General features: G+C 28.6%; 32 protein-coding genes, 1 tRNA gene and 1 rRNA gene. 23 read left to right on the top strand and 11 right to left on the bottom strand.

From position 1 onward, the window contains the following. The first annotated feature begins 69 nt into the window (after positions 1–69). The 13 genes from VP91_RS00950 (at position 70) to VP91_RS00890 (ending at position 9,614) form a co-directional block, all read left to right on the top strand. Entirely contained in the window at positions 70–858 is a 789-nt protein-coding gene (locus VP91_RS00950; protein ID WP_169035576.1) for a glycosyltransferase, read from the top strand. Positions 859–865: 7 nt separating this feature from the next. Beyond that, a complete protein-coding gene (locus VP91_RS00945; protein WP_169035575.1) occupies positions 866–2,527 on the top strand; it encodes an LIC_10190 family membrane protein in 1,662 nt (553 codons plus the stop codon). Continuing rightward, entirely contained in the window at positions 2,524–3,252 is a 729-nt protein-coding gene (locus tag VP91_RS00940; protein ID WP_169035574.1) for an FkbM family methyltransferase, read from the top strand. Before VP91_RS00945 ends, VP91_RS00940 begins: the two co-directional genes overlap by 4 nt. Positions 3,253–3,264: 12 nt before the next feature. After that, on the top strand, positions 3,265–4,314 hold the full coding sequence (gene gmd, locus VP91_RS00935; protein ID WP_169035573.1) for a GDP-mannose 4,6-dehydratase: 1,050 nt from the start codon (positions 3,265–3,267) through the stop codon (positions 4,312–4,314). Next, entirely contained in the window at positions 4,304–5,239 is a 936-nt protein-coding gene (locus VP91_RS00930; RefSeq protein ID WP_169035572.1) for a GDP-L-fucose synthase family protein, read from the top strand. The genes gmd and VP91_RS00930 overlap by 11 nt, the downstream gene beginning before the upstream one ends. Next, the gene (locus VP91_RS00925; protein ID WP_169035571.1) at positions 5,239–6,126 is read left to right on the top strand and encodes an NAD-dependent epimerase/dehydratase family protein; all 888 of its coding nucleotides are present in this window, start codon (positions 5,239–5,241) and stop codon (positions 6,124–6,126) included. Before VP91_RS00930 ends, VP91_RS00925 begins: the two co-directional genes overlap by 1 nt. Positions 6,127–6,172: 46 nt before the next feature. Next, positions 6,173–6,287, top strand: a 5S ribosomal RNA gene (gene rrf / locus VP91_RS00920). 13 nt (positions 6,288–6,300) lie between these two features. Next, a complete protein-coding gene (gene ykgO / locus VP91_RS00915; protein WP_006997331.1) occupies positions 6,301–6,426 on the top strand; it encodes a type B 50S ribosomal protein L36 in 126 nt (41 codons plus the stop codon). A 5-nt stretch (positions 6,427–6,431) separates the two neighbouring features. Continuing rightward, positions 6,432–6,542 (top strand): aa3-type cytochrome c oxidase subunit IV, encoded by a 111-nt coding sequence (locus VP91_RS06950; RefSeq protein ID WP_169035570.1) that lies wholly within the window; start codon positions 6,432–6,434, stop codon positions 6,540–6,542. A gap of 9 nt (positions 6,543–6,551) precedes the next feature. Continuing rightward, on the top strand, positions 6,552–7,640 hold the full coding sequence (locus VP91_RS00905) for a Re/Si-specific NAD(P)(+) transhydrogenase subunit alpha (protein WP_169035569.1): 1,089 nt from the start codon (positions 6,552–6,554) through the stop codon (positions 7,638–7,640). A 4-nt stretch (positions 7,641–7,644) separates the two neighbouring features. Next, entirely contained in the window at positions 7,645–7,953 is a 309-nt protein-coding gene (locus VP91_RS00900; protein ID WP_169035568.1) for a proton-translocating transhydrogenase family protein, read from the top strand. Further along, complete coding sequence (locus VP91_RS00895) at positions 7,953–9,350, top strand: NAD(P)(+) transhydrogenase (Re/Si-specific) subunit beta (protein WP_211181490.1); 1,398 nt, start codon at positions 7,953–7,955, stop codon at positions 9,348–9,350. The genes VP91_RS00900 and VP91_RS00895 overlap by 1 nt, the downstream gene beginning before the upstream one ends. An 87-nt stretch (positions 9,351–9,437) precedes the next feature. Further along, positions 9,438–9,614: a hypothetical protein gene (locus VP91_RS00890; RefSeq protein WP_169035567.1), complete on the top strand. Its 177-nt coding sequence runs from the start codon at positions 9,438–9,440 to the stop codon at positions 9,612–9,614. Positions 9,615–10,042: 428 nt separating this feature from the next. On the opposite strand, the gene VP91_RS00885 is transcribed toward VP91_RS00890, so the two are convergent. The 11 genes from VP91_RS00885 to tkt all read right to left on the bottom strand — a co-directional run bounded on the left by VP91_RS00885 (position 10,043) and on the right by tkt (position 18,302). Next, positions 10,043–10,119 (bottom strand) — tRNA-Met (locus tag VP91_RS00885). A 6-nt stretch (positions 10,120–10,125) separates the two neighbouring features. Continuing rightward, positions 10,126–10,320, bottom strand: a complete 195-nt coding sequence (rpsU, locus tag VP91_RS00880; protein ID WP_169035566.1) for a 30S ribosomal protein S21 — start codon at positions 10,318–10,320, stop codon at positions 10,126–10,128. A 56-nt stretch (positions 10,321–10,376) separates the two neighbouring features. After that, positions 10,377–10,964: a DUF1013 domain-containing protein gene (locus tag VP91_RS00875; RefSeq protein WP_169035565.1), complete on the bottom strand. Its 588-nt coding sequence runs from the start codon at positions 10,962–10,964 to the stop codon at positions 10,377–10,379. Continuing rightward, on the bottom strand, positions 10,965–11,195 hold the full coding sequence (gene rpmE, locus VP91_RS00870) for a 50S ribosomal protein L31 (RefSeq protein WP_006997324.1): 231 nt from the start codon (positions 11,193–11,195) through the stop codon (positions 10,965–10,967). It abuts the gene before it with no gap. A 35-nt stretch (positions 11,196–11,230) separates the two neighbouring features. Next, on the bottom strand, positions 11,231–11,971 hold the full coding sequence (locus tag VP91_RS00865; RefSeq protein WP_169035564.1) for an inositol monophosphatase family protein: 741 nt from the start codon (positions 11,969–11,971) through the stop codon (positions 11,231–11,233). Between the two features lie 5 nt (positions 11,972–11,976). Then, positions 11,977–12,537: an elongation factor P gene (gene efp, locus VP91_RS00860; RefSeq protein ID WP_169035563.1), complete on the bottom strand. Its 561-nt coding sequence runs from the start codon at positions 12,535–12,537 to the stop codon at positions 11,977–11,979. Further along, entirely contained in the window at positions 12,534–13,157 is a 624-nt protein-coding gene (gene thiE, locus VP91_RS00855; RefSeq protein ID WP_169035562.1) for a thiamine phosphate synthase, read from the bottom strand. Before thiE ends, efp begins: the two co-directional genes overlap by 4 nt. Beyond that, the gene (locus tag VP91_RS00850; protein ID WP_169035561.1) at positions 13,144–14,154 is read right to left on the bottom strand and encodes a class I fructose-bisphosphate aldolase; all 1,011 of its coding nucleotides are present in this window, start codon (positions 14,152–14,154) and stop codon (positions 13,144–13,146) included. The genes thiE and VP91_RS00850 overlap by 14 nt, the downstream gene beginning before the upstream one ends. A gap of 1 nt (position 14,155) precedes the next feature. Continuing rightward, a complete protein-coding gene (locus VP91_RS00845) occupies positions 14,156–15,334 on the bottom strand; it encodes a phosphoglycerate kinase (protein ID WP_169035560.1) in 1,179 nt (392 codons plus the stop codon). Continuing rightward, positions 15,334–16,341, bottom strand: coding sequence for a type I glyceraldehyde-3-phosphate dehydrogenase (gap, locus tag VP91_RS00840; protein WP_169035559.1), 1,008 nt, complete (start codon positions 16,339–16,341; stop codon positions 15,334–15,336). Before gap ends, VP91_RS00845 begins: the two co-directional genes overlap by 1 nt. A 2-nt stretch (positions 16,342–16,343) precedes the next feature. Beyond that, positions 16,344–18,302 carry a transketolase gene (tkt, locus tag VP91_RS00835; protein WP_169035558.1) on the bottom strand — a complete coding sequence of 653 codons (1,959 nt, stop codon included), beginning with the start codon at positions 18,300–18,302 and terminating at the stop codon, positions 16,344–16,346. Between the two features lie 53 nt (positions 18,303–18,355). Between tkt and VP91_RS00830 the strand changes: the two genes are divergently transcribed. Genes VP91_RS00830 through tolB form a run of 10 tightly spaced genes read left to right on the top strand, consistent with a single transcriptional unit; the run spans position 18,356 to position 24,990 of the window. Next, the gene (locus VP91_RS00830) at positions 18,356–18,679 is read left to right on the top strand and encodes a 5-formyltetrahydrofolate cyclo-ligase (RefSeq protein ID WP_169035557.1); all 324 of its coding nucleotides are present in this window, start codon (positions 18,356–18,358) and stop codon (positions 18,677–18,679) included. Beyond that, complete coding sequence (locus VP91_RS00825; protein ID WP_169035556.1) at positions 18,667–19,113, top strand: cell division protein ZapA; 447 nt, start codon at positions 18,667–18,669, stop codon at positions 19,111–19,113. Before VP91_RS00830 ends, VP91_RS00825 begins: the two co-directional genes overlap by 13 nt. A 4-nt stretch (positions 19,114–19,117) precedes the next feature. Further along, the gene (locus tag VP91_RS00820; protein WP_169035555.1) at positions 19,118–19,660 is read left to right on the top strand and encodes a 5-formyltetrahydrofolate cyclo-ligase; all 543 of its coding nucleotides are present in this window, start codon (positions 19,118–19,120) and stop codon (positions 19,658–19,660) included. Beyond that, complete coding sequence (locus VP91_RS00815; protein ID WP_169035554.1) at positions 19,657–20,463, top strand: TIGR00282 family metallophosphoesterase; 807 nt, start codon at positions 19,657–19,659, stop codon at positions 20,461–20,463. Before VP91_RS00820 ends, VP91_RS00815 begins: the two co-directional genes overlap by 4 nt. Positions 20,464–20,468: 5 nt before the next feature. Next, the gene (locus VP91_RS00810; protein ID WP_169035553.1) at positions 20,469–21,194 is read left to right on the top strand and encodes a YebC/PmpR family DNA-binding transcriptional regulator; all 726 of its coding nucleotides are present in this window, start codon (positions 20,469–20,471) and stop codon (positions 21,192–21,194) included. After that, positions 21,194–21,688, top strand: coding sequence for a crossover junction endodeoxyribonuclease (locus tag VP91_RS00805; RefSeq protein WP_169035552.1), 495 nt, complete (start codon positions 21,194–21,196; stop codon positions 21,686–21,688). The genes VP91_RS00810 and VP91_RS00805 overlap by 1 nt, the downstream gene beginning before the upstream one ends. Positions 21,689–21,741: 53 nt before the next feature. Next, complete coding sequence (gene tolQ, locus VP91_RS00800; RefSeq protein ID WP_169035551.1) at positions 21,742–22,416, top strand: protein TolQ; 675 nt, start codon at positions 21,742–21,744, stop codon at positions 22,414–22,416. A 1-nt stretch (position 22,417) separates the two neighbouring features. Further along, positions 22,418–22,834 carry a protein TolR gene (tolR, locus tag VP91_RS00795; RefSeq protein ID WP_169035550.1) on the top strand — a complete coding sequence of 139 codons (417 nt, stop codon included), beginning with the start codon at positions 22,418–22,420 and terminating at the stop codon, positions 22,832–22,834. Positions 22,835–22,838: 4 nt separating this feature from the next. Then, complete coding sequence (locus VP91_RS00790) at positions 22,839–23,648, top strand: cell envelope biogenesis protein TolA (RefSeq protein ID WP_169035549.1); 810 nt, start codon at positions 22,839–22,841, stop codon at positions 23,646–23,648. A gap of 1 nt (position 23,649) precedes the next feature. Continuing rightward, on the top strand, positions 23,650–24,990 hold the full coding sequence (gene tolB / locus VP91_RS00785; protein WP_169035548.1) for a Tol-Pal system beta propeller repeat protein TolB: 1,341 nt from the start codon (positions 23,650–23,652) through the stop codon (positions 24,988–24,990). Positions 24,991–24,996: the final 6 nt, after the last annotated feature.

Raw genomic sequence — 24,996 nt, 5'->3', positions numbered from 1 at the left:
AATTATTATGGCTAAAAGTTTCATAGTTTTAAACAAAAAAAGTCATAATTAAATATTATTATAATAATTATGAAATTTTCAATTCTTATAAGTAGTTATAACAAAGTCAATTATATAGAAAAATGCATACAATCATGTTTGGAACAAACATATAAAAATTTTGAAATTATTTTAATTGATAATCATTCAAACGATGGCACTGATACAATTCTAAAAAAATATGAAAAAAATATAATTATTAAAAAAGTGTTCAAAAGTAGTGACTATTCTTCAGTAAATCAAATAGATCTATTAAAAAAAGCATTTCAAATATCCAAGGGTGAGGTTGCTTGTTTACTTGATGCAGATGACTATTTTGAGAATAATAAATTAGAAAAGCTAAAGACAATTTTTTCTAAAAAAAAGGAAATCGAGGTAGTTTTTGACAAACCTAAAATTTTAATTAACAGTAATATTAATTACTTTAAAATAAAAAACAAATATTCTAAATATATTTGGCCAACAACACATCCAACCAGCTCAATTAGCATTAAAAGATCATTCTTTAAAACTATTTTAGAAAAACAGTTATTTGATAATTACCCCCTTTTAGAAATTGATTTTAGAATTACAAGCTTATCTAAAATTATTTATAAAAATTTTTTTGTTACCGAGGAAATAATTACTGTGTATAGAAAAGTTTCAGATGGTATTATGTCTCAAATTAAAAAATTTTCTAATAAATGGTGGATAAAAAGATTAGATGCACATTATTTTATCTGCGATATTTTTAAAAAATACAAGATTCCATATAAAAAAAATTATGATTTTTATATAACTAAAGCAATTGTTTATTTATTAAACAAACAAAACAATTAATTAAATAATGTTTGAATTTATAACTTTATCATTTTATTACTGGATAATTACATTTTCTATAGTTGGTTATGGCATATTATTTAATCAATACTTTTTAAAATCACACGACAAAGACATAGGATTTATAGGAATATATGGAATTTTTATCCTTATATTTATTTCATATCTTTCAAGTTTTTTTTTATCACATACTGAAATATTTAATTCCATATTACTTGTAATTGGATTTGTAAATTTTTGTATTAATTGGAGTAACATCATAATTCAAAAAAATATTAAAAAATTATTAATTATTTTTTTAATTTTAATGATTTTTATATTTGTAAGTAAAAATCATGATGATTTCCCTGCTTATCATTTTCCGTATACTCATCTTTTAACTGAATTTTCAAATATGATTGGTTTGGGAAATTTTGTACATGGGTTTAGAACACATTCATCAATTTTTTATTTATCATCTTTATTTAACCTACCTTTTTCAAATTATTCTTTGTTTCATTTATCACCAGTATATTTTATGGGATTTTCAAATATTATTTTGTATAATAAAATTAAAGACCAACTAAAGAATGGAAGCTCTTCATACTTATTGTATTTATCGCTCTTCTCTTTAATCTTTATTAACATATTTTTTTATCGACTTGCTGAACATGGAACAGATCGTTCTGCAATGATTTTGATTATTGTAACAATTGTTGAATTGTTTTTTTTAACAAACAAAAAAAAGGATACTAACAAATATTTATTTTTGAAATTTTTAGTACTAATAACACTTATTATTTCTTTAAAAACTTTTTATATTTTATATGGATTATTGTTGCTTCCGTTAATCTTATATTTTTTAAGTAGAAATATTTCCATAACTTTTTTTTTCAAAAACATAGTGATGTACCTTTGTTTATTTGTATTAGTTGCATTAATAAGTGTAAATTTTTTTAATACGGGATGTTTGTTATATCCTGTCAAAGTTTTATGTTTTGAAAATTTTATTTGGTCGATACCCATAAGTGAAGTTGATAAAATGAATTTATGGTATCAACAATGGGCTAAAGCAGGTGCTAATCCAAATTATCGTGTTGATAACCCAGAACTTTATATTCAAAATTTCAACTGGATTAGTAATTGGATTGATAGATATTTTTTTAATAAAGTTTCCGATTTTTTATTAGCAGTTGTTTTTTTAAACTTATTTATTTTTTTAATTTTTTTTTCAAAAAAAATTAAAAAATTTCAAAGACCTAAATTTTCACTTACTTACATTATATTGATTTTTTTAACATTAGTTTGGTTTTGTACATTACCAACTTTAAGGTATGGTGGATATCATTTAATTGCTTTGTTAACATTTATACCCACTTCGATATTTTTAAGTAAATTTTTTCTTGAGCGAAAATTATTAAAAAAAAAAGTTTATCTTGTTTTATTATTGTCAGTTATTATTTTTCTTGGTAGAAATACATCAAGACTAAGTAATGAATATGTTCTCTATAATTATAATATTTTAGAAAGTGCCTATCCAAGAAAAGTAGAGCAAAATTTTAAAATTTTTCAAAGAATACATAATTTAAATGAATGTTATATAAAAAAAAAATCCAAAGCATGTTCAGAGGATTATTTAAAAGTAAAATTGTTATATAATAAATATGTTTATTATAGAGATGAAAAATGAAAATTATATTTAATCTACTATTAAAAGGTATTGATTTTTTTTACCAAAGAAAAATAATTACCTTTTTTAAAGGTAATCAAAATATAGAATATGACACATTGATTGATGTTGGGGCTCACAAAGGTGAGACAATAGATAGTTTCTTAAAAAATTTTAAAATCAAAAATATTTATTCTTTTGAAGCAAGTAAAAATACCTACACAACACTCGAAATCAAAATAGATAAAATAAGAAAACAATACAACCAAACCAATATAGAGATTTTTAATACTGGAGTAGGAAACTCCAATGAAAAAAAGTTATTTAATGAGCTATCTGAGAGTAATTCTTCCACATTTAATTTTATAGATCAGGACTCTTCATATTTTAAGAGAAAAAATAAAATACTTTCTTTATTTACTAAAAAAAACTTTTTTATTAAGAAAATTTTTGTTCCTCAAATCAAACTCAATAACTTTATTAAAGAAAAAAATTTATTGAAAATTGATATACTTAAAATTGATACAGAGGGCTATGAGCTTGAAGTTTTAAAAGGACTTGAAGATAGTATTAATCTGGTAAATTATATTTATTTCGAACACCATTATGATAATATGATAAAAAAAAGCTACAAATTTTCAGAAATACATGATCATTTAAATGTAAATGGATTTCATCAAGTTTTTAAAATTAAGATGCCACTTAGAAAATCTTTTGACTATATATATTACAAAAAAACTATATAAAACTTATTAATAATGAAAAAAAAAACTGCTCTTATTTTTGGTGTCACAGGACAAGATGGTTCATACTTGGCTGAATTTTTAATTAAGAAAGGCTATCTAGTTCATGGAGTAAAAAGAAGGTCTTCATCTTTTAATACAGGCAGAATAGATCATATCTATCAAGACCCTTTTGCAAATAAAAAAAATTTTTTTTTACATTATGGAGATGTTACTGATGCAATATCTGTATCATCTTTAATAAAAAAAATTAAACCTGCAGAAATATATAATTTAGCTGCACAATCTCATGTTTCAGTATCTTTTGAAGTGCCAGAATACACTGCAAATGCAGATGCTGTCGGTGCTCTCAGAATTCTGGAAGCTATAAAGTTTCATGGTTTTGAAAAATTAACTAAATTTTATCAAGCAGGAACATCAGAAATGTTTGGAAAGGTTCAGGAGGTACCGCAAACAGAAAAAACAGCATTTTATCCAAGAAGCCCATATGGAGTTGCAAAGGTATATGCTCATTGGATAACAATAAACTACAGAGAGGCATATAATATTTTTGCCTGCAATGGAATTTTATTTAATCATGAGAGCCCAAGAAGAGGAGAAACATTTGTTACTAGAAAAATAGTAATTGCTTTATGTAAAATCAAGCTGGGCCTGCAAGATAAATTATATTTGGGAAATTTAGAAGCAAAACGAGACTGGGGTCACGCTAAAGATTATGTTGATGCAATGTGGAGAATGTTACAAAAAAAAACACCAGATGATTATGTGATTGCTACAGGAAAACAATTTTCTGTAAAACAATTTGTAAATTTAGTTTTGAAAGAGCTCAACATCAAATTTAAATGGAAGGGTAAAGGAATAAGCTCAAAATGCTACACAGAGAGTGGCAAATGTATTGTTGCGTGTGATAAAGAATATTATAGACCGTTAGAAGTAGATACTTTGTTAGGCAACCCAAATAAAGCTAAAAAAGAATTAAATTGGAAGGCAAAAACAAATATCCAAAATCTAGTTAGTGATATGGTGAGTTCTGAACTTAGAAGTCTAGATAAAAATGCATTATAAGTCAAAGATTTATGTAGCAGGTCATAATGGCTTAGTTGGAAGTGCAATTATAAGAGAATTAAAAAAAAAAGGTTTTAAAAATATTATAAAAGCAACACGTGTCCAATTAGATTTAGTAGATCAAAAAAAAGTTTTAAATTTTTTAAAAAAAAAAAAACCAGATTTTATTATTATAGCAGCAGCAAAGGTTGGAGGTATATATTCAAACAGTAAATATAAAGGTCAATATATTTATGAAAATTTGATGATTCAATCAAATTTAATACATTCAGCGTTTTTATGTGGAATAAAAAATTTAATTTTTTTAGGTTCAAGTTGTATTTATCCAAAAAAAAGTAAACAGCCAATCAAAGAAGAGTATTTATTAGATGGAAAGTTAGAAAAAACCAATGATGCTTATGCTATTGCAAAAATAGCAGGCATAAAAATGTGCGATAGTTATAATGAACAATATAAAACTAATTACAGATGTTTGATGCCTACAAATACATTTGGCCCTAACGATAATTATCACACGCTAAATTCACATTTTGTACCCTCTTTAATTAAAAAAATCCACGAAGCAAAAATAAAGAAAAAAAAATTTATTGTGTTGTGGGGAAACGGAAAAGCTAAGAGAGAAATTTTATATGTAGATGAATTAGCCAAAGCATGTATTTATTTTATGAATAAAAAAACAAAAGTCCCTGTATTAAACATTGGTAGTGGAAAGGATTACTCAATAAAAGAATATGCTAAAATGTTTATAAGCATTATTGCTCCAAATAGAAAAATTGGAATTAAATATGATCTTTCAAAACCTAATGGTACACCTAGAAAAGTTTTAGATATTTCTTTGGCTAAGAAATATGGCTGGAAGCCAGAGTTTAATTTGCCAAAACAAATTTTAAAAACTTACGAATCTTATATAAACAAATACAAATAATGAAAAATACTATAGTAGTTACTGGTGGTGCAGGTTTTGTTGGTTCAAATCTTGTTATTTTTTTATTGAGAAATACGAAGCAAAATATAATAAGTTTAGATAATTATTCGTCAGGGTTAAAAAAAAATCAAATCAAGCACAAAAGAGTAAAATATATAAAAGGGAATACTAAAAATATTTCTCTAATACTTAATTCAAAAATAAGAAAAATTTCTGTAATTTTTCATTTCGGTGAATTCTCAAGAATATATCAAAGTTTTTTAAATATGGATAAGTGTATAGACTCTAATACTGTAGGATCTCATGCTGTTTTTAACTTTTGTTTGAAAAATAAAATTAAATTAATATATTCAGCAACATCTGCAAGTTTGGGAAACAAAGGAAGAGATAAAGATCTATCACCATATGCATTTACAAAATCCATTAACCTAGAATTATTAGAAAACTTAAAAAAGTGGTTTAAAATGAAATATGAAATAATATATTTTTATAATGTCTATGGATTAAATCAAATTTCTAAAGGTAAAATGGCAACAGTCATAGGAATATTCGAAGAAGCTTATATAAAAAAAAAACCTTTGACCGTAGTAAAACCTGGAACACAATCCAGAAAATTTACACATATTAATGATACAGTTAAAGTTTGTTTTGATGCTTGGAAAAAAAATAGATGTCGTCATTACAGTATTTCTAGCAAAAAAGATTATACAATTTTAGAAGTCGCTAAACTATTTGGTAGTAAAGTTAAAATGTTATCCCCCAGAAGTGGAGAGAGATATGCCTCAGCTTTGACAAATATGAATCTTTCCAATAAAGTTTATAAAATTTTTGGTAGAATAAGTCTTAAAGAATATGTAGAAAAATTCAAAAAAAACCTTAAAAATTAGAATATTTCACTGTTTACAATATGTTTTAATTAGGTATAACTCTCTCGCCGGTGATTATTGCGAAGGGGTAATACCCGATCCCATTCCGAACTCGGAAGTCAAGCCCTTCAGCGCCAATGGTACTTTGTCTTAAGACACGGAAGAGTAGGACATTGCCGGCTATAAAGAAAAATTATGAAAATTAAAAGCTCATTAAAATCACTAAAAAAAAGAGACCTTAACTCTAAATTAGTTAGAAGAAGAGGAAGAGTGTATATAATTAATAAAACAAACCCAAAGTTTAAAGCAAGACAGAAGTAATTTTTATGGATAATGAAAACCATAAAAGCACTTGGAATAATTTCACTAAATTCGTATTGTGGGGAACTGTCGCGGTAATAGCTGTTTTAGTTCTAATGGCAGTATTCTTGTTATAAGATCTAATAATGAAAATCGTCTCAGTTTCAGAAGATATAAAATTTGAAAGAAGAATAGCAATTACTCCTGAAATTGCCAAAAAATATATAGCTCTTGGTTTTGAATTATCTATATCTGAAAACTATGGTGAGCACTTAGGTTTTAGAGATGATGAATACAAAGAATTAGGTGTAAAAATATATAAAGATGAAAAAGAAATTATAAATAGTGGTGATATCATTGTTCAATTAGGACTCCCATCAGATGATAAGATTTCTTTAATCAAAAAAAATCAAATATTAATAGGTGTTTTAAACCCTTACAAAAATAAAGAAAAAATAGAAAATTTAGTCAAAAATAAAATTAACATCTTTTCTTTAGAATTATTACCAAGAATAACAAGAGCACAATCTATGGATATACTTTCATCACAAGCTAACCTTGCTGGTTATAAAGCAGTTATTGAATCATTTGCAAATTTTGAAAAGGCCATTCCAATGATGATGACAGCAGCAGGAACTGTTCCTGCAGCAAAAGTTTTAGTTGTTGGAGCAGGAGTTGCTGGATTACAAGCAATTGCAACAGCAAAAAGAATGGGAGCAATAGTTTTTGCAACAGATGTTAGAATGGCATCTAAAGAACAAGTTGAAAGTTTAGGTGGAAAATTCCTAACAGTAGAAGGTTCAGAAAATCTTGAAACAGAGGGAGGATATGCAAAAGAAACCTCAGAAGATTTCAAAAAAAAACAAGAAGAACTTTTGAGAGAAACACTAAAAAAAATTGATATTGTAATATGCACTGCTTTGATACCAGGAAAAAAAGCACCAGTAATTATTAAAGATAATATGATTACAAATATGCAAACAGGATCAGTTATTTATGATTTAGCAGCAGTCCAGGGGGGCAATACAGCTTATTCTGAAGTAGACAAAATAATTAATAAAGATGGTGTAAGAATTATGGGTGAAACAAACATATTAAACAAACTTCCGATCTCTGCTTCAAGTTTGTATGCCAAAAATTTATTTAATTTTGTTACAAATCTATATGATAAAGAAAATAAAAAAATTAATATTAATTTAGAAGATGAAATAATAGAGAAAACTTTAATTAAATAAGATTATGGAAATAGATCCCTTTATATTTAGACTAAGTATTTTTATCCTATCGATTTTTATTGGATATTATGTTGTTTGGAGTGTCACTCCATCATTACATACACCATTAATGTCAGTTACAAATGCTATCTCATCAGTAATAATTGTTGGAGCTATTATTGCTGGTTTGGCTGGGAATTCTGAAACTATTTTTAACACATCAAGTATTTTTGGATTTTTAGCTATATCCTTAGCAGCAATAAATATTTTTGGAGGCTTTTTAGTTACTCAAAGAATGCTTGCCATGTATAAAAAAAAAAAGAGAGATAAATAATGATATCACCAAACATATCAGCGATTTTTTATTTAATTTCAGGTGTATTATTTATTTTAGCATTAAGAGGTCTTTCATCACCTGAAACTTCAAGGCAAGGTAATTTCTTTGGTATTATAGGAATGGTGATTGCAATAACAGCTACATTTCTATCTATAGGAAATTTTTCTAGTGGTTTTGTTTACGTTTTAATTTTTCTTTTAATAGGTGGTTTAATTGGTGCTTTCATAGCATACAAAATACCAATGACGGCTATGCCTGAACTTGTAGCTGGATTTCATAGTCTTGTGGGTCTTGCGGCAGTGTTTGTTGCAATAGCAGCTTTTTTAAATCCAGATGCATTTAATCTTGGGACTCCTGGCAATATTAAGCTTGGAAGTTTAATCGAAATGTCGATTGGTGCAGCTGTTGGAGCAATAACATTTTCAGGTTCTGTAATTGCTTTTTTAAAACTTCAAGGAATAATGTCTGGATCGCCAATTACATTTAAAGGACAGCACCCTCTTAACGCGTTGTTATTAACATCTATCATAGTCATAACTTATCTTTTATGTTCAACACAATCTTCAGATCTATTCTGGATTTTAATAGCTATTTCTTTTTTAATTGGTTTTTTATTAATAATTCCAATTGGAGGAGCAGATATGCCGGTAGTTATCTCAATGTTAAATTCATATTCTGGTTGGGCTGCTGCAGGAATTGGATTTACTTTAGAAAATACTGCATTAATAATTACAGGAGCTTTAGTAGGTTCTTCAGGTGCAATTTTATCATATATTATGTGTAAAGGCATGAACCGTTCTTTCTTCAATGTAATTTTAGGAGGATTTGGGGCCACAGAACAATCTGCTTCAGCTGGGAATAAAGAACAAAAACCAGTCAAAAGTGGCAATGCTGAAGACGCTGCATTTTTGATGAAAAATGCATCATCAGTTATAATTGTACCAGGTTATGGAATGGCGGTAGCACAGGCGCAGCACGCTCTAAGAGAAATGGTGGATACACTAAAAAAAAATGATATTAAAGTTTCATATGCAATTCACCCAGTTGCAGGAAGAATGCCAGGACATATGAATGTGTTATTGGCTGAAGCAAACGTGCCTTACGATGAAGTTTTTGAGCTAGAAGAAATTAACAATGATTTTGCTAATGCAGATGTTGCTTTTGTTATAGGTGCAAACGATGTAACAAACCCAGTAGCAAAAACTGATCCACAAAGTCCGATTTATGGCATGCCCGTTTTAGATGTAGAAAAATGTAAATCTGTATTATTTGTGAAAAGAAGTTTATCTCCCGGATATGCTGGCATTGATAATGATCTTTTTTATAGAGAAAATACTTTGATGCTGTTTGCAGATGCAAAAAAAATGACAGAGGATATAACTAAAAATCTTTAAGGTCTTTTCAAAATAAAAATTTTATAAGAGTAACTAGCGACGATCCTGCATCTAGATTCCCAATTAAAAATATCGTATAATTCATTTATGACTCCATTAGATGGAATTATTGAACCAATATATTTTTTGATTACCTCGATATCATTTATTTTATTAAGTGTAATTCAGTATAAGAAATTTGGAAAAACTAGGGAAACAAAATATCTTGCTGGTTTGTCAGCTTTTTTCTTGTGTAGTTATATTGCTATAGTTTTAAAAGGTTAAAACTGTAAGCTAATACCACCCCAACCATCTAGACACTTGATTTTAGATTTGTTAATCTTGGATTATGGATCAGATAATACCTGTAGTTTATATGATAGGAGTTCTCTTATTGGTTCTTCCTGCTTTTTTACAATCTAATTCAAAATTAAAACAACTATTAACTTATCTTACTATTTGGATTATCATAGTTCTTATAGTTTTAACTTTTATTTATATATTTAAAGATAATTTCTAGCCATACTATGACCTTATTTACATTGTCAAATAAAATTATATGTCGATACTTAAAATAGTAATAATATTTGAAATTATGTATTTCATCTACCACTTTGCAACTAACTAAAACAGATTTTTGACTCCGAGTGAGTATATAGTGTGGACAAATTATTTTTTGAACGTTATCTAAATCAAAAAAGTGTTGCTGGGATTGGTTGCGGGGGACGGATTTGAACCGCCGACCTTCAGGTTATGAGCCTGACGAGCTACCAGACTGCTCCACCCCGCGGTATATTTATATTCTATTCTTAAGTTTATTTAACTTTTTAACTCTTTTTACATTTTCTTGTAAAATTCTTTTTTTCTTTTCAGACGGTTTTTCATAAACACTTTTAAGTTTAATCACTTTAAAAAAACCATCACGTTGTAGTTTTCTTTTAAGAACTCTAAGTGCTTGTTCAATATTATTGTCTTTAACTTCTATTTTCATAAATTTATCTAAAGAGGTGAGTAATTATCACTATATAATTTTGATGTCTATTAAATTTATTCATTAATTGAAACTTCTTGTATTCTCTTTGCTTTCTCTTTTTCTTTTTTTTCTCTCTTTATTCTTCTTTCAGCTTTTTCAATAGCATCAATTAAATCTTTTTGAGAAAAAAGCCCTAAAGCAACTGGATCTTTTGAGTTTAAATTATTATAATTCCAATAGCTCTTATTCTTAATCGATGTAACAGAATTTTTAGTTATACCAACCAATTTTGCTATTTGAGAATCTTTTAAAAATGAATGATGCTTGATTAACCATAAAGCAGAGTCTGGCTTATCCTGTCTTTTAGATAGAGGGATATATTTTTTTATTTTTTTATCAGAATTAGATATTTCAATATCTATAGTTTTGATTTGTAAGTTACGATTTTGATCTTGTGAAGACAACTCAATTTCTTCTCTTGTAAGCTGACCAGATATAATTGGATTATAAGCCATTATTCCTTTTGCGACTTCACCATCTGCAATGCCTTGCACTTCTACCTCATGTAAATTGCAAAATTTTGAAATTTGCTTAAATGTTAGAGTTGTATTCTCTACTAGCCAAACAGCAGTTGCCATAGGCATTAATGGTACGTTTGACATTTAATCCTTTTTTTCTGATCTGAAGTTTTGAAATTTCTTATTAAACTTACTAACACGACCTTTGTCCATTAGTTTTTGCTTTCCACCTGTCCAAGCAGCATGAGATTTTGGATCAATCTCCAATTTTAAAACTTCTCCTTCTTTTCCCCAAGTTGATCTAGTCTCAAATTGAGTTCCATCAGTCATCTCTACTTTGATAGTATGGTAGTCTGGATGTATGTCTTTTTTCATATCGAGACTTATAGCAAAAGAATTTTATAAAACAATTAAAAGTTCTTCAATTTTTCAAGCATTTTATCGTTAATCGCCGTGCTAGATGCTCTTATTTGAATATTTTTGTTTTGAGACAGATCTATCTCATTAATCATTCCACCAGCTTCTTTTAAAATTATGATACCTGCTGCAATATCCCATAAATTTAGATCATTTTGAAAATACCCATCATATCTACCTGCAGCGACGTACGCTATATCAAGTGCCGCACTTCCAGATTTTCTTAGAGGAAGATCAATTTCATTTTTTGATAATCCTCCCGTAACAAATAAACAGCTATTAAGCTCTTTTTTTTTAGAGACTCTAATTCTTTGGTTGTTAAAAAAAGCACCATTTTCTTTTTCAGCATAAAACATCTCATCTTTTATTGGATCATAAATTAAGCCAGAAACTATTTCATTTCCAGATTTCAGGGCAATAGATATCGCAAAATGAGGAATGCCGTGTAAAAAATTTGTAGTACCATCAATAGGGTCTATAATCCATATATTGTTTTTATCTTTGTTCATTTCAGAACCGTCTTCTTCACTTATAATAGAATAAAAGGGTCTTGCTTTTTTTAATTCGTCAATAATTATTTTTTCTGCTTTTAAATCAGCATTTGAAACAAAATCGGTAGGTCCTTTTGTTGAAACCTGAAGTTTTTCTACTTCACCAAAATCTCTAATTAAAGCTCTAGATGCTTTTTCAGCAGCCTTTATCATAATATTTAGATTAGCTGATATTGATTGCATATAATTTATATTTTTTTAATATATTCTATAGTTCTGGTATCAACTATAATTTTGTCTCCACTTTCAATAAAAGGAGGAACTTGAATATTTATTCCATTATCTAAAGTTGCAGGTTTATAAGAGGAAGAAACTGTTTGCCCTTTAAGTGCCACATCTGTTGACTGGATTGTGCAAGTGACCTGATTTGGTAAATCTACAGTTAATGGTTTCTCATTGTAGAAACTGATATTAACTTCTAGATTTTCTGTAAGCAATTTTCCTTTTTCACCAACTGAATCTTTTTTTATATTAATTTGTTCAAAAGATTTAGGATCCATAAAGAAATAATCTGTTTCATCATCATAGAGATAATTAAACTTTGTTTCATCCAAAGAAGCTTTTTCTATAGACTCGCTTGATCTAAACCTTTCATTTAATTTTGTATTTTTATTAACACTTTTCATTTCAACCTGAGCAAATGCACCACCTTTCCCTGGTTTTACATGTTGTGTTTTAAGTACTTGCCAAAGGTCGTCTTTATATTCAACTAGCATTCCGACTCTGATTTCACTTGCGTATATTTTCATTTTAATCTTTTAATAGCTTCTAATGGTTTGTATTTTTTATTATTCCAAATGTAGCCTGAAATAGCCAAAAAGTTAGCTTTATTCAATAAGAGTCTTTTATAATTACTTAGCTTTATACCTCCTATTGCTACAATTGACGTATTTGTTATTTTTTTAGCTAGTCTTAATATTTTTAAGCTCGCCTTATATTTAATTTTTTTTGTTTGAGATGAATAGAAGGCACCAAATGCTAAATAGTCAGCACCATTATTAATTGCCTTTTTTGCTAAATTAATCGAATTATGACAAGTAATTCCAATAATTTTATTTTTTAATATTTTTCTAGCTTTTAAAATGTCCATATCTTTTTGACCCAAGTGACAACCATCAGCATTAAGTTTTTTAGCAAGTCTTGGATCATCGTTAATTAAAAATTTAACTTTGTATCTTTTACAAATTTTGTGAATTTTTTTCCCAATTATTAATTTATTTTTATTTGTTTCTTTTTTAATTCTTAATTGAAAAAAACTTACTTTTTTTGAGCTCAATACTAATGAAAGATTGACATAGAAATCTTCATTTTTAATTTTATTTGGAGAAATTAGATAAATAAATTTTTTATTAGTCTTATTTTGTTTCAAGTTCTGCTGACCATTTTCCCTGAGCTGCAAGTGTACACATATTGGCTCGGTGGTTAAAAACTTTTTGAGTACCTTCAGTATTTTCAATATCTTTTGACCAAAATTTAAGGGCACTTTGCTGTAGTGCTCTTCCATATGAATACGTCATAATAAAATTTGTATCATTATTTTTATTTATTAAATTTAAATTTTCAGTTGCTTCTACTTCTGATTGGCCACCTGATAAAAATGCAATCCCAGGTACATCTGATGGAACATTTTCTCTAAGGCATTTCAAAGTAAGTTTAGCAATTTCTTCATTAGATGTTTTTTTTTCTGAGTTAGCTCCAGCTAAAATCATATTTGGTTTTAAAATTATTCCACTTAAATCAACTTTATGAAGTATTAATTCTTCGAAACATTTCTTAATAACTTCTGAAGTTATATTAAAACAGTCCTCTGCTGAATGATTTCCATCCATTAAAACTTCTGGCTCAACTATTGGCACCATCTTACATTCTTGCACAAGAGCAGAATATCTAGCAAGTGCATGTGCATTTGAATAAATTGATAATTTACTCGGATACTTATTTGAAATACTGTATACGCCTCTCCACTTTGTGAATTGTGCTCCAAGTTGGTAATACTCTTTTAATCTTTCTCTCAATCCATCAAGACCTTCAGTGATTTTTTCTTCAGGTGAACCGGCCAAAACTTTTGCACCAGTATCTACTTTTATACCAGGTACAGCACCAGCAGAAGATATTAAATCAGGTATAGATTTATTTGAATTGGTTAATTGTTTGATTGTTTCATCATATAAAATTACCCCACCGATACAATTTTTCATACTTTCAGATGAGAAAAGTGTTTCTCTAAATAAAAGTCTATTTTCTGCAGATGATAGCACATTTACGCTTTCTAATCTTTTGGTCATAGTCCCAGTGCTTTCATCCGCAGCTAGGATGCCTTTTCCATTTGATAGGATTTTTAAAGCAATTTTATTTAATTCTGACATATCAATTTAGCGCACTTATACCAGGAAGTTCTTTTCCTTCAAGATATTCTAAGAAGGCTCCACCTGCAGTTGAAACAAAATTAAAATTATTAATAACACCTATACTATTTAACAGAGCTACAGTATCTCCACCACCTGCCACTGAATAAATTGTATTAGCTTTATTTTTTTCAACAATTTTTTTTGCAATTTCCAAACTTCCTTTAGCAAAATTTGGATTTTCAAAATAACCAGCTGGCCCATTCCATAAAATAGTTTTACTTTTTTCAATAAGTTTATTAACTATTTGTATTGTTTTAGGACCTATGTCTAAAATTAATTCATCTTCAGAAACTTTATTCACTTCTTTTATTTTAGGTGATCCATTTAAATCTTTTCCTACTATGACATCTTCAGGATAAATTATTTTACAATTTTTATTCTTTGAGAGAAAAAATATTTCTTCAATAATTTTATCACAATTTACTTCCTGTAATGATTTTCCAATATTATGGCCTTTATATTTTAGTATATTGTTAGCCATGCCTCCCAAAATCACAATGTAATCAAATTTTGAGATTAAATTTTTAATAATATTAATTTTAGTTGATATTTTTGAGCCTCCAATTATGCAAGTTACAGGTTTTTTGATTTCAGACGTAATTTTAGTTAAGGCATCAATTTCTAAATTTAATTGAAGACCTGCATATGAAGGAAGAAATTTTGTAATTTCGAAAATTGAAGCATGAGTTCTGTGAGAGCATGAAAAAGCATCATTAACGTAAATATCAGCTAGACTTGCTAAATTTTCTGCAAATTCACTATTATTTTCTTCTTCTTCTTTATTAAATCTAAGATTTTCAAGCATTACAATTTTTTCATCTTCATTGTTAAATAGTTCTTTGGAATTTATTTCTTTCAAATTTTTTGTAACAAGAGTTATGTTTTCTTTTAATTTTTTTTTCAGATCCTCGCATATGGGCTTAAGAGACAGTTCATTTATAATCTTCCCCTTTGGTCTTCCGACGTGAGATAATATTATTATCTTTGATTTATTTTTTAGTAAAAATTTAATAGTAGGAAGTATTTTGTCTATTCTTGTAGTATCAGTAATTTTTCCACTATCTAACGGAACATTTAGGTCAAGGCGTAGCAGGACTTTTTTTTGATTAAGGTTAGCTACATCCTTTATATTTCTCATTAGGAGATCTTATGAAGATATTCTGCAATATCACACATTCTATTTGAAAAACCCCACTCATTATCATACCAAGCTGAAATTTTTCCCATATTTTTACCCACAACGCTTGTCAAGGAAGAGTCCACAATCGCTGAAGCAGAATTATGATTAAAATCAATTGATACCAACTTTTCTTCTGTGATTTCTAAAACTCTTTTTGATTGTTTCTTAGTTGCTTGAGCAAAAGCTTCATTAATTTTTTCTTTATCTATTTCTTTTTTGGTACAAAAGACGAGCTCTATAAGTGAAACATTTGGAGTTGGAACTCTCATGGCTACACCTTCAAGTTTCCCTTTTAGGGATGGTATAATTTCACCAATTGCTTTTGATGCCCCCGTTGATGTTGGCACAATAGATTGACTAGCAGATCTTGCTCTTCTAGGATCTTTGTGTGAGTTATCTAAAATTCTCTGGTCACTAGTAAATGCATGAATTGTAGTCATAAAACCTTTTTCAATTTCAAAACTTTCATTTAATACATTTGCAACTGGAGCTAGGCAATTAGTTGTACATGAGGCTGCTGAAACTATTTGATCTTCTTTAGAAAGTATATTTTCATTAACACCATACACAATTGTTTTATCCGCATCTTTACATGGTGCAGAGACAATAACTTTTTTGGCTCCATTTTTAATATGTGCTAATAATTTTTCTTTTGAATTAAATTTTCCTGTACACTCAAAAACATAATCAACATCAAATTTTTTCCAGTTTATGTTTTCAATTTTTGTATCCTGTGAAAAAGTTATTTTTTTTTGGTTAATAATAAGGTGATTTTCATCAAAATCTAAGTTTGCATTAAATTTTCCATGAATAGAGTCATATTTAATTAAAGTGCAGCTTGCCTCAGAATTGGACCGGTTATTAATATGTTTAATTTCTATATCTTTATTTTGGCTTTCAATGATAGCTCTAATAACCATTCTACCAATTCTTCCCATTCCATTAATTCCAACTTTTATTTTCATATTTAACTCTTTATTAGATTCTTAGATTTTTTGGAAATATTTTCAGCTGTTAATCCAAAATATTCATAAATTTCCTTGTATGGTGCACTTTTACCAAATGTGTCAATTCCAAAAGTCAAACCTTCTGTTCCAACATATTTTTTCCAGCAATCTGTCGATGCTGCTTCAATTGATATTTTAAACTTTGTTTCATCAAGAATCTTTTTCTTATAAAATTTTGATTGTGAGTCAAAAAGGTCTTGGCATGGTACTGATATAACCTTAGAGTATATCTTATCTTTGGCCAATTTATGGCTAGTTTCAATTGCTAAATTAACCTCTGAACCACTAGCAAGTATAGTTAAGGAAATCTTTTTATCAGTTCTCAAAACCTCATAAGCCCCAAAAGAGCATTTATTTATATTTGAATATTTTTTTCGGATAGGGTCAAGGTTTTGTCTGGTTAAAGATAATACACTTGGTGTTTTTGAATTTTTTAGTGATAGTTCCCAACATTCAATAGTTTCCATTCTATCTGCAGGTCTAAAAACATTTAAATTTGGAATAGATCTTAATCCAGATAATTGTTCTATTGGTTGATGGGTTGGACCATCTTCACCTAGTCCAATTGAATCATGTGTCATTACATAAATAACCCTTTGTTCCATTAATGCTGATAACCGAATTGAAGGCTTACAGTAATCTGTAAATATTAAGAAAGTTCCACCATAAGGAATAAATTTACTATGCAGAGCGATACCATTCATTATTCCACACATAGCATGTTCTCTCACTCCGTAATGAATATAATCTCCATTAAAATCACCAGGTTTAATAATATTATGGTATTTTGTTTTTGTATTGTTTGATCCGGCCAAATCAGCTGAACCACCTATTAAAGTATTAGTTTTTTTAGTAAGGGCATTTAATACTAATTCAGAGGACTTTCGCGTAGCAATACTTTTAGTTTCTTTAATAGAAACTAGTTTCTCAGATTTTAATGTTTTATAGAAACTGTTTTTTAATATTTTATTTATTTCTTGTTTTTTTCTTTTATAAAATTTGTTCCATTTCGCTTCAAGCTTCACACCCTTATTACCAATTTTTTTCCATTCACTTAAAATGTTCTTTGGAATATCAAAAGGCTTGTATTTCCAATCCAATATTTTTCGGACAAGTTTAACCTCATCTTGACCAAGAGGGCTACCATGAGAAGAAGCTTTTCCTGATTTATTAGGTGAACCATAACCAATTTTTGTTTTACAAGAAATGACAGTAGGTTTCTTTGTATTTTGTACTTTTTTTAATGCGGCAAAAATTTCTTTTTCATTGTGACCATTAATTAGAATGTAATCCCAGCCATAACTCTCAAATCTTTTTTTATAATTATCTGAAACCGCTAAACTAGTTGGTCCATCTATTGAAATTGCATTATTATCAAAAAGCATTACTAAGTTTTTTAATTTTAAATGTCCAGCTAAGCTCATCGCTTCATGACTAATGCCTTCCATTAAACACCCATCTCCAGCTAAAACATAAGTTTTGTGATTTATTATCTCCTTACCTAGTTTTTTTTTTAAAATTTCCTCTGCAATAGCAAGCCCAACTGAATTAGCAATCCCCTGTCCAAGAGGACCTGTTGTAGTCTCAATTCCAGTGCCAGGGTGATACTCAGGGTGGCCTGCGCAAATTGATTTTAATTGTCTAAAATTTTTAATATTTTTTAAAGAGATGCTTTTGTACCCAGTCAAATGCAGCAAGGAGTAAAGGAGCATTGATCCGTGGCCTGCAGAAAGAACAAATCTATCTCTATTTAACCAGTTAGGATTTTTTGGGTTAAATTTAAGGAAGTTTTTAAATAAAACCGTTACAACATCTGCCATACCCATTGGCATTCCAGGATGCCCCGAATTTGCTTTTTGCACAGCATCTATAGATAAAAACCTTATTGCGTTTGATAAATCTTTATGTAGCTTGCTCAAAAATATCCTATCTAGACTTAGAAGACTCAATTTAATATTATAAATATATATATATGAAAACAGACAGTGAAAAAGAAAAAAAACTTGGTTATGCACTCAATAGGTTAAAGAGTTTAAGTTTACAAAACCCAACTTTAAAGAATAACCTAAAGAATTTAAGTGACCAAAAAAATCAATTAGAAATTGAAAAAAAATTAATAGAGGACAAATATCAAAACTTGATGAGTGAACACAAAGCCCTTAATCAAAAATTGGAGGATATTAATCAAAAAAAAACAAATGAAAAAAGAAAAGAGACAGAATTTTCAGAAAAAATAGATGAATTAAATCAAGAAACAGATACGTTATTAGAGGAAATAGACAAATGGCAAATGTAAATATTAAATTTAATGGAAAAGAATTTCTCTTATCTTGTGACGATGGACAAGAAGAGCATTTAGAAGAATTGTTAAACCATATTAATGAAAAATTCAGCAACTTAAAGAAGGATTTAGGAAACATTGGAGAAAATAAACTTTTGTTAATCACTTCAGTTAAAATAATGGATGAGTATTTTGAGACTAAAAAAAAAGTAGAACAAAAAAAAAAGGAGCTACAAAATTTGTCTAATAAATTTAGAGAATTAAAATCTTTAGTTTATAATTATAAAGAAAAAAAAGAAGAAGAGATGAAAAATTTGTCACAAGATCATGAAGATTTTAAAAAAGAAATAAAAAAAAATAAAGAAGATTATGAAAAAATAATAGAAGAAGCTACAGATGAAATCGAAAATTTCGTTGAAAAAGCAAACTTAGAAAATCCCATTCAGTAAATTTGTGTCTAAATCTAGATTAAGAAAAAAAATTCTTAAAATAAGAGAAAAAACCAACAAAAGAAATACCAAGATTAATTTTGAACAACTTATCAAAATTTTTAGAAAAGAAAAAAAGAAAAGAATTATTGGTGGGTATTATCCTGTCAACTTTGAAATAAACGATTTGGACTTATTAGAAAGATTTGAAAAAAATAAATTCATTATTTCTTTACCAGTTATAAAAAAAAATTTTGAGATGGATTTTTATAAATGGTCATTTGCTGATCCATTAAAATTAAGTAAATATGGAATACCTGAGCCAGAAACCAAAAATATGGTTTATCCAGATATTTTATTAATTCCCTTGGTAGCATTTGATAAAAATTTAAACAGACTTGGGTATGGTGGTGGATATTATGACAGATTTATTAAAAAATTATCTAAAAAAAAAAATATTATAAAGATAGGTCTGGCTATTTCGAGTCAAAAAATAGATAACGTTCCAATTAATACTTATGATCAAAAATTAGATTATATTGTAACAAATAAATATATTATAAAATGAAAATACTTTTTTTAGGTGACGTAGTTGGTATTTCAGGACGGTCGATGATTTTGAATAATTTACTTTCACAAATAAAAGATAAACAAATTGATTTTGTAGTCGTTAACGGTGAAAATGCAGCTGACCAAGGTGTGGGTCTCACACAAGAGATATGTAAAGATTTTTTTAACTGTGGTGTTGATGTAATTACAACCGGAAATCACATATGGGATCAAAAAGAAATAATGTCTTATATTGAAAAAGAAAGCAGACTTCTTAGACCTATAAATTTATTTGAACCTGCCCCAGGAAAGGGATTTGGAATATTTAAAGCTAAAAATGGCATGAAAGTTGGTGTACTTAACTTAATGGGAAATGTTTTTATGAAAAAATGTGAAGATGTTTTTGAAACTGCTGAAAAATTTTTAAAAAAATATAAACTTAAAAGTGACTATGATTTTTTGTTGGTTGATTTTCATGGCGAAATAACGAGTGAAAAAACAGCCATGGGACATTTTTTTGATAATCAAGCAACATTAGTTGTTGGCACTCACACACACATTCCAACTAATGATACTAGAGTATTAAAAGGAGGAACAGCCTATCAAACAGATACAGGAATGTGTGGAGACTATGATTCTGTTATTGGCATGAATAAAGAAAATTCAATTAATAGATTTTTAAAAAAAAAATCAATTAAACATTTTCCAGCAATTGGAGAAGCCAGTTTGTGTGGTTTGATTGTTGAATGTGATGTAGAAACAGGATTAGCAAAAAAAGCAGAAAACTTTATATATGGGGGAGAACTAAAAAATTCTCATTAATTATTATGTCAGGTCATTCAAAGTGGGCAAGTATAAAACATTCTAAAGGTAAGGCGGATAAACAAAGATCTAAAATCTTTTCTAAACTTTCAAAAGAAATTAGTGTAGCTGCAAAATTAGGTGACAAAGATCCTGACATGAATCCAAGACTTAGATCTGCAATTCAAGCTGCAAAATCAGCCAACATGCCAAAAGACAATATAGAAAGAGCTGTTGCTAAATCATCTATAAATTCTGAAACTAATTATGAAAATTTAAGATATGAAGGATTTGGACCAGATAAGATAGCTGTGATTGTAGAGGCTTTAACGGATAATAAAAATAGAACAGCCTCTAATATTAGATCTATATTTGTAAAGAGCGGTGGAAGCTTGGGAACACAAGGCTCAGCATCACATAATTTTAATCAAATGGGTATTATTAAAATTGATAAAAAAGAAATTTCAGATGAGCAAATTTTTGAATTAGCAATTGACTCAGGGGCAAACGAATGTATCTCACATGATGACTATCATGAGGTTCAATGTGCTATGAATGAAATTTATAATATTAAAAAAAAATTAGAAAAAATAATTGTAAACTTTATTTCAACTGAAATCGAATGGGTACCATTAAATAATGTGAATGTATCAAAAGACAGATCAGAAACAGCATTAGAGTTTTTAGAGACTCTGGAAGATGATGATGATGTTCAAAGTGTTTATTCAAATATAAATTTTGGAAATAACTAATGCTTATAATTGGAATTGATCCAGGTATCACAGGCTCCATTTGTTTTTTTGAAAATGGAAAAATAATTGATGTAGTCGAAATGCCAAATATGGCAGAGGGCAAAAAAAATAAGAAACAGGTTAATGGAGCACAAATTTATCACGAAATTTCTTTAAGAATTAAAAACCTTAAAAAAGAAGAAATTAAAGTTGTAATAGAGCAAGTTTCGGCAATGCCCGGGCAAGGTGTAACCAGCATGTTTAATTTTGGTCAATCCTTCGGAATTTTAAAAGGCTTGTGTTCGGCGATGCAGTTGCCAATGTATTTTGTTAGACCTACCAAATGGAAAAAGTATTTTAATCTTATAAATTCAGAAAAAGATGCAAGTAGAACTAAAGCAATAGAAGTATTTCCATATTTTTCATCACAATTATCAAGAAAAAAAGACTCAAATAAAGCAGATGCAATCCTAATTGCTAGTTTTTTTTATGAAACCTATAAAATAGAAGAGTAAATTAAATTTAATAAGGTCAAATTCATGACACATTTAAGTGTGAAATCTTAATTATGGAAGCTGATATAACATCTCAAGCGGTAGGACTAGCATCGAACACAGATTTTTCATTATGGAGCTTATTTATTCGAGCTGATTTCATTGTAAAAGCTGTAATACTTATACTTATTGGTTGTTCAATTTATTCATGGGCAGTCATTATTGAAAAGTTTAGATTATTTAAAAAAATCAACATAGAATCTGAAGAGTTTGAGCAAAAGTTTTGGAAATCAAAATCAGCAGAAACTTTTTATAATAATTTGCCTGTTAATTTAGAAAACCCTATGGCTTTATTATTTAAAGACTCCATGCAAACTTTGCTAAAAGCGAAGAGTAAATCTAATCTTAGTGACAGAATTAGTAGTGTGCTTGAAGTTAATATTGAAAAGCAAATATCAAATCTTGAAAAAGGTTTTACCTTTCTGGCAACAGTAGGATCTACGGCTCCTTTCATTGGCTTATTTGGAACAGTCTGGGGAATAATGAACTCATTTCAGTCTATTGCAATTTCAAGAAATACAAGCTTAGCAATAGTAGCACCTGGTATTGCAGAAGCTTTATTTGCAACTGCACTTGGTTTATTGGCCGCAATCCCAGCAGTTGTTGCATATAATAAATTTAATAATGACACAAAAAAGTATTCTCAAAAATTAGAAAACTTTTCTAAAAGATTTTTATCAATAATATAAAATGGCTTTCAAACTCAACCGTTCATCCAAAGAACCCATGAGTGAAATTAATGTCACACCTTTCGTAGACGTGATGTTAGTATTATTAATTATTTTTATGGTAACAGCACCACTCTTAACCGTTGGAGTACAAGTTGACTTACCAGAAAGTTCTGCAGACTCATTACCAGAAGAATTAGAACCACTAACTTTATCTATCAATTCAAAAGGTGAAATATTTATCCAAGAGTCAAAAGTTGAGTACGATAAAATAATAGCAAAAATTTTAGCTGTGTCTAAAAATAGAACAGATACAAGAATTTATGTTCGAGGAGATAAGTCAATAAATTATGGTAGAGTTTTAGAAATAATGGGAATGTTGTCTGGTTCTGGCTTTACCAAAGTAGCATTAATTTCTGAGCCATATAAAGAGAGGTAAATGAATGAATAGAAATATCGTTATTTCTTTTGGCCTTCATATTTTGTTAGTAATGATTACAGCAATGAGTCTCCCATTTCTTTCCAAAAAACCAATTAATCTTCCACCAATTGTGTCAGTTGAGCTAATTCAAATCACAGACAAGACCAACATCCCCTTTGCGCCAAAGGCTAAAAAAACAATAGAAAAAGTTAAAGAAAAAGAAAAAAAGTTAGTATCTGAGCAAGCCCCTCCAAAGAAAGTAAAAAAAATAAAACCAGATGCAGTTCCATTACCTGATAAAAAGATTGAAAAAATAAAAAAAATCAAAGATGAAAAACAGAATCCTGAAAAAGTAGAAACAGAAATTAAGCAGATTTCAGAATTTGAAAAAAAAGAACTCTTTGATACCAACAATATTGCAGCACTAATTGATAAATCTAAGATTGAAAAAGCTGAAACAAATAGAAAGATAGATAAAGTAACTCAAAACCAAGATAAAGAAATGGATTTTGGAGGATTAACTCTAAGCGAGGAAGATGCTTTAAAAGCTCAAATTTTTGGATGTTGGAGCATTCCTTTAGGTTTGCCATATAATGAAGATTTATTAGTTAGAATTAGGTTACAATTAAAACCAGATGGCTCTATTATAAGATCTGAAATTCTTGATCACGCCAGAATGAATAGACCTGGTCAAGGATTTTATAAAGTTTTAGCTGAAAGCGCATTAAGAGCTATAAAACTTTGCCAACCTCTTAGAGTACCAAGTACGGGGTATGAAAGGTGGAAAGAATTACAACTAAACTTTGATGCGCGAGAAATGCTAGAAGGATAAAATGATTTTAAGATATTTAATTATAATATTAATTTTGTTACCAATTAAAACTTTTGCTTTAATTGAAGTTGATATCACTAGAGGAAATTTAAGCCCTCTTCCTATTGCTGTCTCTCCTTTGTCAATAGATGAAAATTCAAAAAAAAATTTTAAAGATATTTTAAAAAAAGAAAACCTTGGATCTGAAATATCTATTATTGTTGAAAATAATTTAAAACAATCGGGTTTGTTCAACCCTATTAATAAAGATTCATTTCTTCAGAAACCAGATATTGCAAATTTAAAACCAAGGTTTGAGGATTGGAATTTAATAAAAGCCCAAGCATTAATAACAGGTAAGGTGACTTTTGTAGATGAAAAGTTAAGAGTAGAATTTAGATTATGGGATGTTTTAGCTGGAAAAGAAATGATGGCATTAGCATTTACAACGGTCCCAAGTAACTGGAGAAGAGTAGGTCATATAATAACAGATAAAGTTTATGAACGTTTGACAGGTGAAAGTGGTTATTTTGATACTAGAATTATTTATGTTGCTGAAGAAGGCTCAAAAACAAAAAGAATTAAAAAGTTAGCAATCATGGATCAAGATGGTTTTAACAATAAATTTTTAACATTAGGTAATGAATTAGTTTTAACTCCAAGATTTAGTCCAACAAATCAAATGGTCACATATCTTTCTTACTTTAAAAATTTACCAAGGGTTTATTTATTAGATGTTGAAACAGGTATGCAAGAAGTAGTTGGTGATTTTCCAGGCATGACATATGCACCCAGATTTTCACCTGATGGAAAAAAAATTATAATGAGTTTTGCTAAAGATGGAAGATCAGATATTTATACCATGGATCTAGAAAATAGAATTGTTGAAAGAATTACTAACCATCCATCGATTGATACATCTCCCTCATATTCTCCAGATGGAAAATTTATTACCTTTAATTCTGACAGAAGTGGTTATCAACAAATCTACATAATGAAAAATAATGGAAAAAATGTTAAAAGAATTTCATTTGGAAATGGTCTCTATGGAACGCCTGTATGGTCGCCTAGAGGTGATTTAATCGCATTCACCAAACTCCATAAAGGAAAATTTTATATTGGAGTAATGAGAACAGATGGAACTGGTGAGCGACTATTAACAGAAAATTTTTATCAAGAAGCCCCCTCTTGGTCTCCAAATGGAAGAGTTTTAATTTTTTATAGAGAAACAAAAACTGACTCGAAAGGAGAGGGGTTTACAGCCAAATTATGGTCTATTGATCTCACTGGATACAACGAAAAAATGGTTGAGACAGAAACTGACGCATCTGACCCATCATGGTCATCTTTATTAGGTAATTGATTACTA

The organism is Candidatus Pelagibacter communis (assembly GCF_012932795.1).
Lineage (GTDB): Bacteria > Pseudomonadota > Alphaproteobacteria > Pelagibacterales > Pelagibacteraceae > Pelagibacter > Pelagibacter ubique_S.
Note: the sequence above shows the minus strand (reverse complement) of the source record. Positions and strands in the feature narration are given on the sequence as shown.

Excerpts from the sequence above, each read along its gene's own strand:
- VP91_RS00950 (WP_169035576.1), top strand. The coding sequence starts at position 70 with ATGAAATTTTCAATTCTTATAAGTAGTTATAACAAAGTCAATTATATA.
- VP91_RS00945 (WP_169035575.1), top strand. The coding sequence starts at position 866 with ATGTTTGAATTTATAACTTTATCATTTTATTACTGGATAATTACATTT.
- VP91_RS00940 (WP_169035574.1), top strand. The coding sequence starts at position 2,524 with ATGAAAATTATATTTAATCTACTATTAAAAGGTATTGATTTTTTTTAC.
- gmd (WP_169035573.1), top strand. The coding sequence starts at position 3,265 with ATGAAAAAAAAAACTGCTCTTATTTTTGGTGTCACAGGACAAGATGGT.
- VP91_RS00930 (WP_169035572.1), top strand. The coding sequence starts at position 4,304 with ATGCATTATAAGTCAAAGATTTATGTAGCAGGTCATAATGGCTTAGTT.
- VP91_RS00925 (WP_169035571.1), top strand. The coding sequence starts at position 5,239 with ATGAAAAATACTATAGTAGTTACTGGTGGTGCAGGTTTTGTTGGTTCA.
- ykgO (WP_006997331.1), top strand. The coding sequence starts at position 6,301 with ATGAAAATTAAAAGCTCATTAAAATCACTAAAAAAAAGAGACCTTAAC.
- VP91_RS06950 (WP_169035570.1), top strand. The coding sequence starts at position 6,432 with ATGGATAATGAAAACCATAAAAGCACTTGGAATAATTTCACTAAATTC.
- VP91_RS00905 (WP_169035569.1), top strand. The coding sequence starts at position 6,552 with ATGAAAATCGTCTCAGTTTCAGAAGATATAAAATTTGAAAGAAGAATA.
- VP91_RS00900 (WP_169035568.1), top strand. The coding sequence starts at position 7,645 with ATGGAAATAGATCCCTTTATATTTAGACTAAGTATTTTTATCCTATCG.
- VP91_RS00895 (WP_211181490.1), top strand. The coding sequence starts at position 7,953 with ATGATATCACCAAACATATCAGCGATTTTTTATTTAATTTCAGGTGTA.
- VP91_RS00890 (WP_169035567.1), top strand. The coding sequence starts at position 9,438 with ATGACTCCATTAGATGGAATTATTGAACCAATATATTTTTTGATTACC.
- rpsU (WP_169035566.1), bottom strand. The coding sequence starts at position 10,320 with ATGAAAATAGAAGTTAAAGACAATAATATTGAACAAGCACTTAGAGTT.
- VP91_RS00875 (WP_169035565.1), bottom strand. The coding sequence starts at position 10,964 with ATGTCAAACGTACCATTAATGCCTATGGCAACTGCTGTTTGGCTAGTA.
- rpmE (WP_006997324.1), bottom strand. The coding sequence starts at position 11,195 with ATGAAAAAAGACATACATCCAGACTACCATACTATCAAAGTAGAGATG.
- VP91_RS00865 (WP_169035564.1), bottom strand. The coding sequence starts at position 11,971 with ATGCAATCAATATCAGCTAATCTAAATATTATGATAAAGGCTGCTGAA.
- efp (WP_169035563.1), bottom strand. The coding sequence starts at position 12,537 with ATGAAAATATACGCAAGTGAAATCAGAGTCGGAATGCTAGTTGAATAT.
- VP91_RS00850 (WP_169035561.1), bottom strand. The coding sequence starts at position 14,154 with ATGTCAGAATTAAATAAAATTGCTTTAAAAATCCTATCAAATGGAAAA.
- VP91_RS00845 (WP_169035560.1), bottom strand. The coding sequence starts at position 15,334 with ATGAGAAATATAAAGGATGTAGCTAACCTTAATCAAAAAAAAGTCCTG.
- gap (WP_169035559.1), bottom strand. The coding sequence starts at position 16,341 with ATGAAAATAAAAGTTGGAATTAATGGAATGGGAAGAATTGGTAGAATG.
- VP91_RS00830 (WP_169035557.1), top strand. The coding sequence starts at position 18,356 with ATGAAAACAGACAGTGAAAAAGAAAAAAAACTTGGTTATGCACTCAAT.
- VP91_RS00825 (WP_169035556.1), top strand. The coding sequence starts at position 18,667 with ATGGCAAATGTAAATATTAAATTTAATGGAAAAGAATTTCTCTTATCT.
- VP91_RS00815 (WP_169035554.1), top strand. The coding sequence starts at position 19,657 with ATGAAAATACTTTTTTTAGGTGACGTAGTTGGTATTTCAGGACGGTCG.
- VP91_RS00810 (WP_169035553.1), top strand. The coding sequence starts at position 20,469 with ATGTCAGGTCATTCAAAGTGGGCAAGTATAAAACATTCTAAAGGTAAG.
- VP91_RS00805 (WP_169035552.1), top strand. The coding sequence starts at position 21,194 with ATGCTTATAATTGGAATTGATCCAGGTATCACAGGCTCCATTTGTTTT.
- tolQ (WP_169035551.1), top strand. The coding sequence starts at position 21,742 with ATGGAAGCTGATATAACATCTCAAGCGGTAGGACTAGCATCGAACACA.
- tolR (WP_169035550.1), top strand. The coding sequence starts at position 22,418 with ATGGCTTTCAAACTCAACCGTTCATCCAAAGAACCCATGAGTGAAATT.
- VP91_RS00790 (WP_169035549.1), top strand. The coding sequence starts at position 22,839 with ATGAATAGAAATATCGTTATTTCTTTTGGCCTTCATATTTTGTTAGTA.
- tolB (WP_169035548.1), top strand. The coding sequence starts at position 23,650 with ATGATTTTAAGATATTTAATTATAATATTAATTTTGTTACCAATTAAA.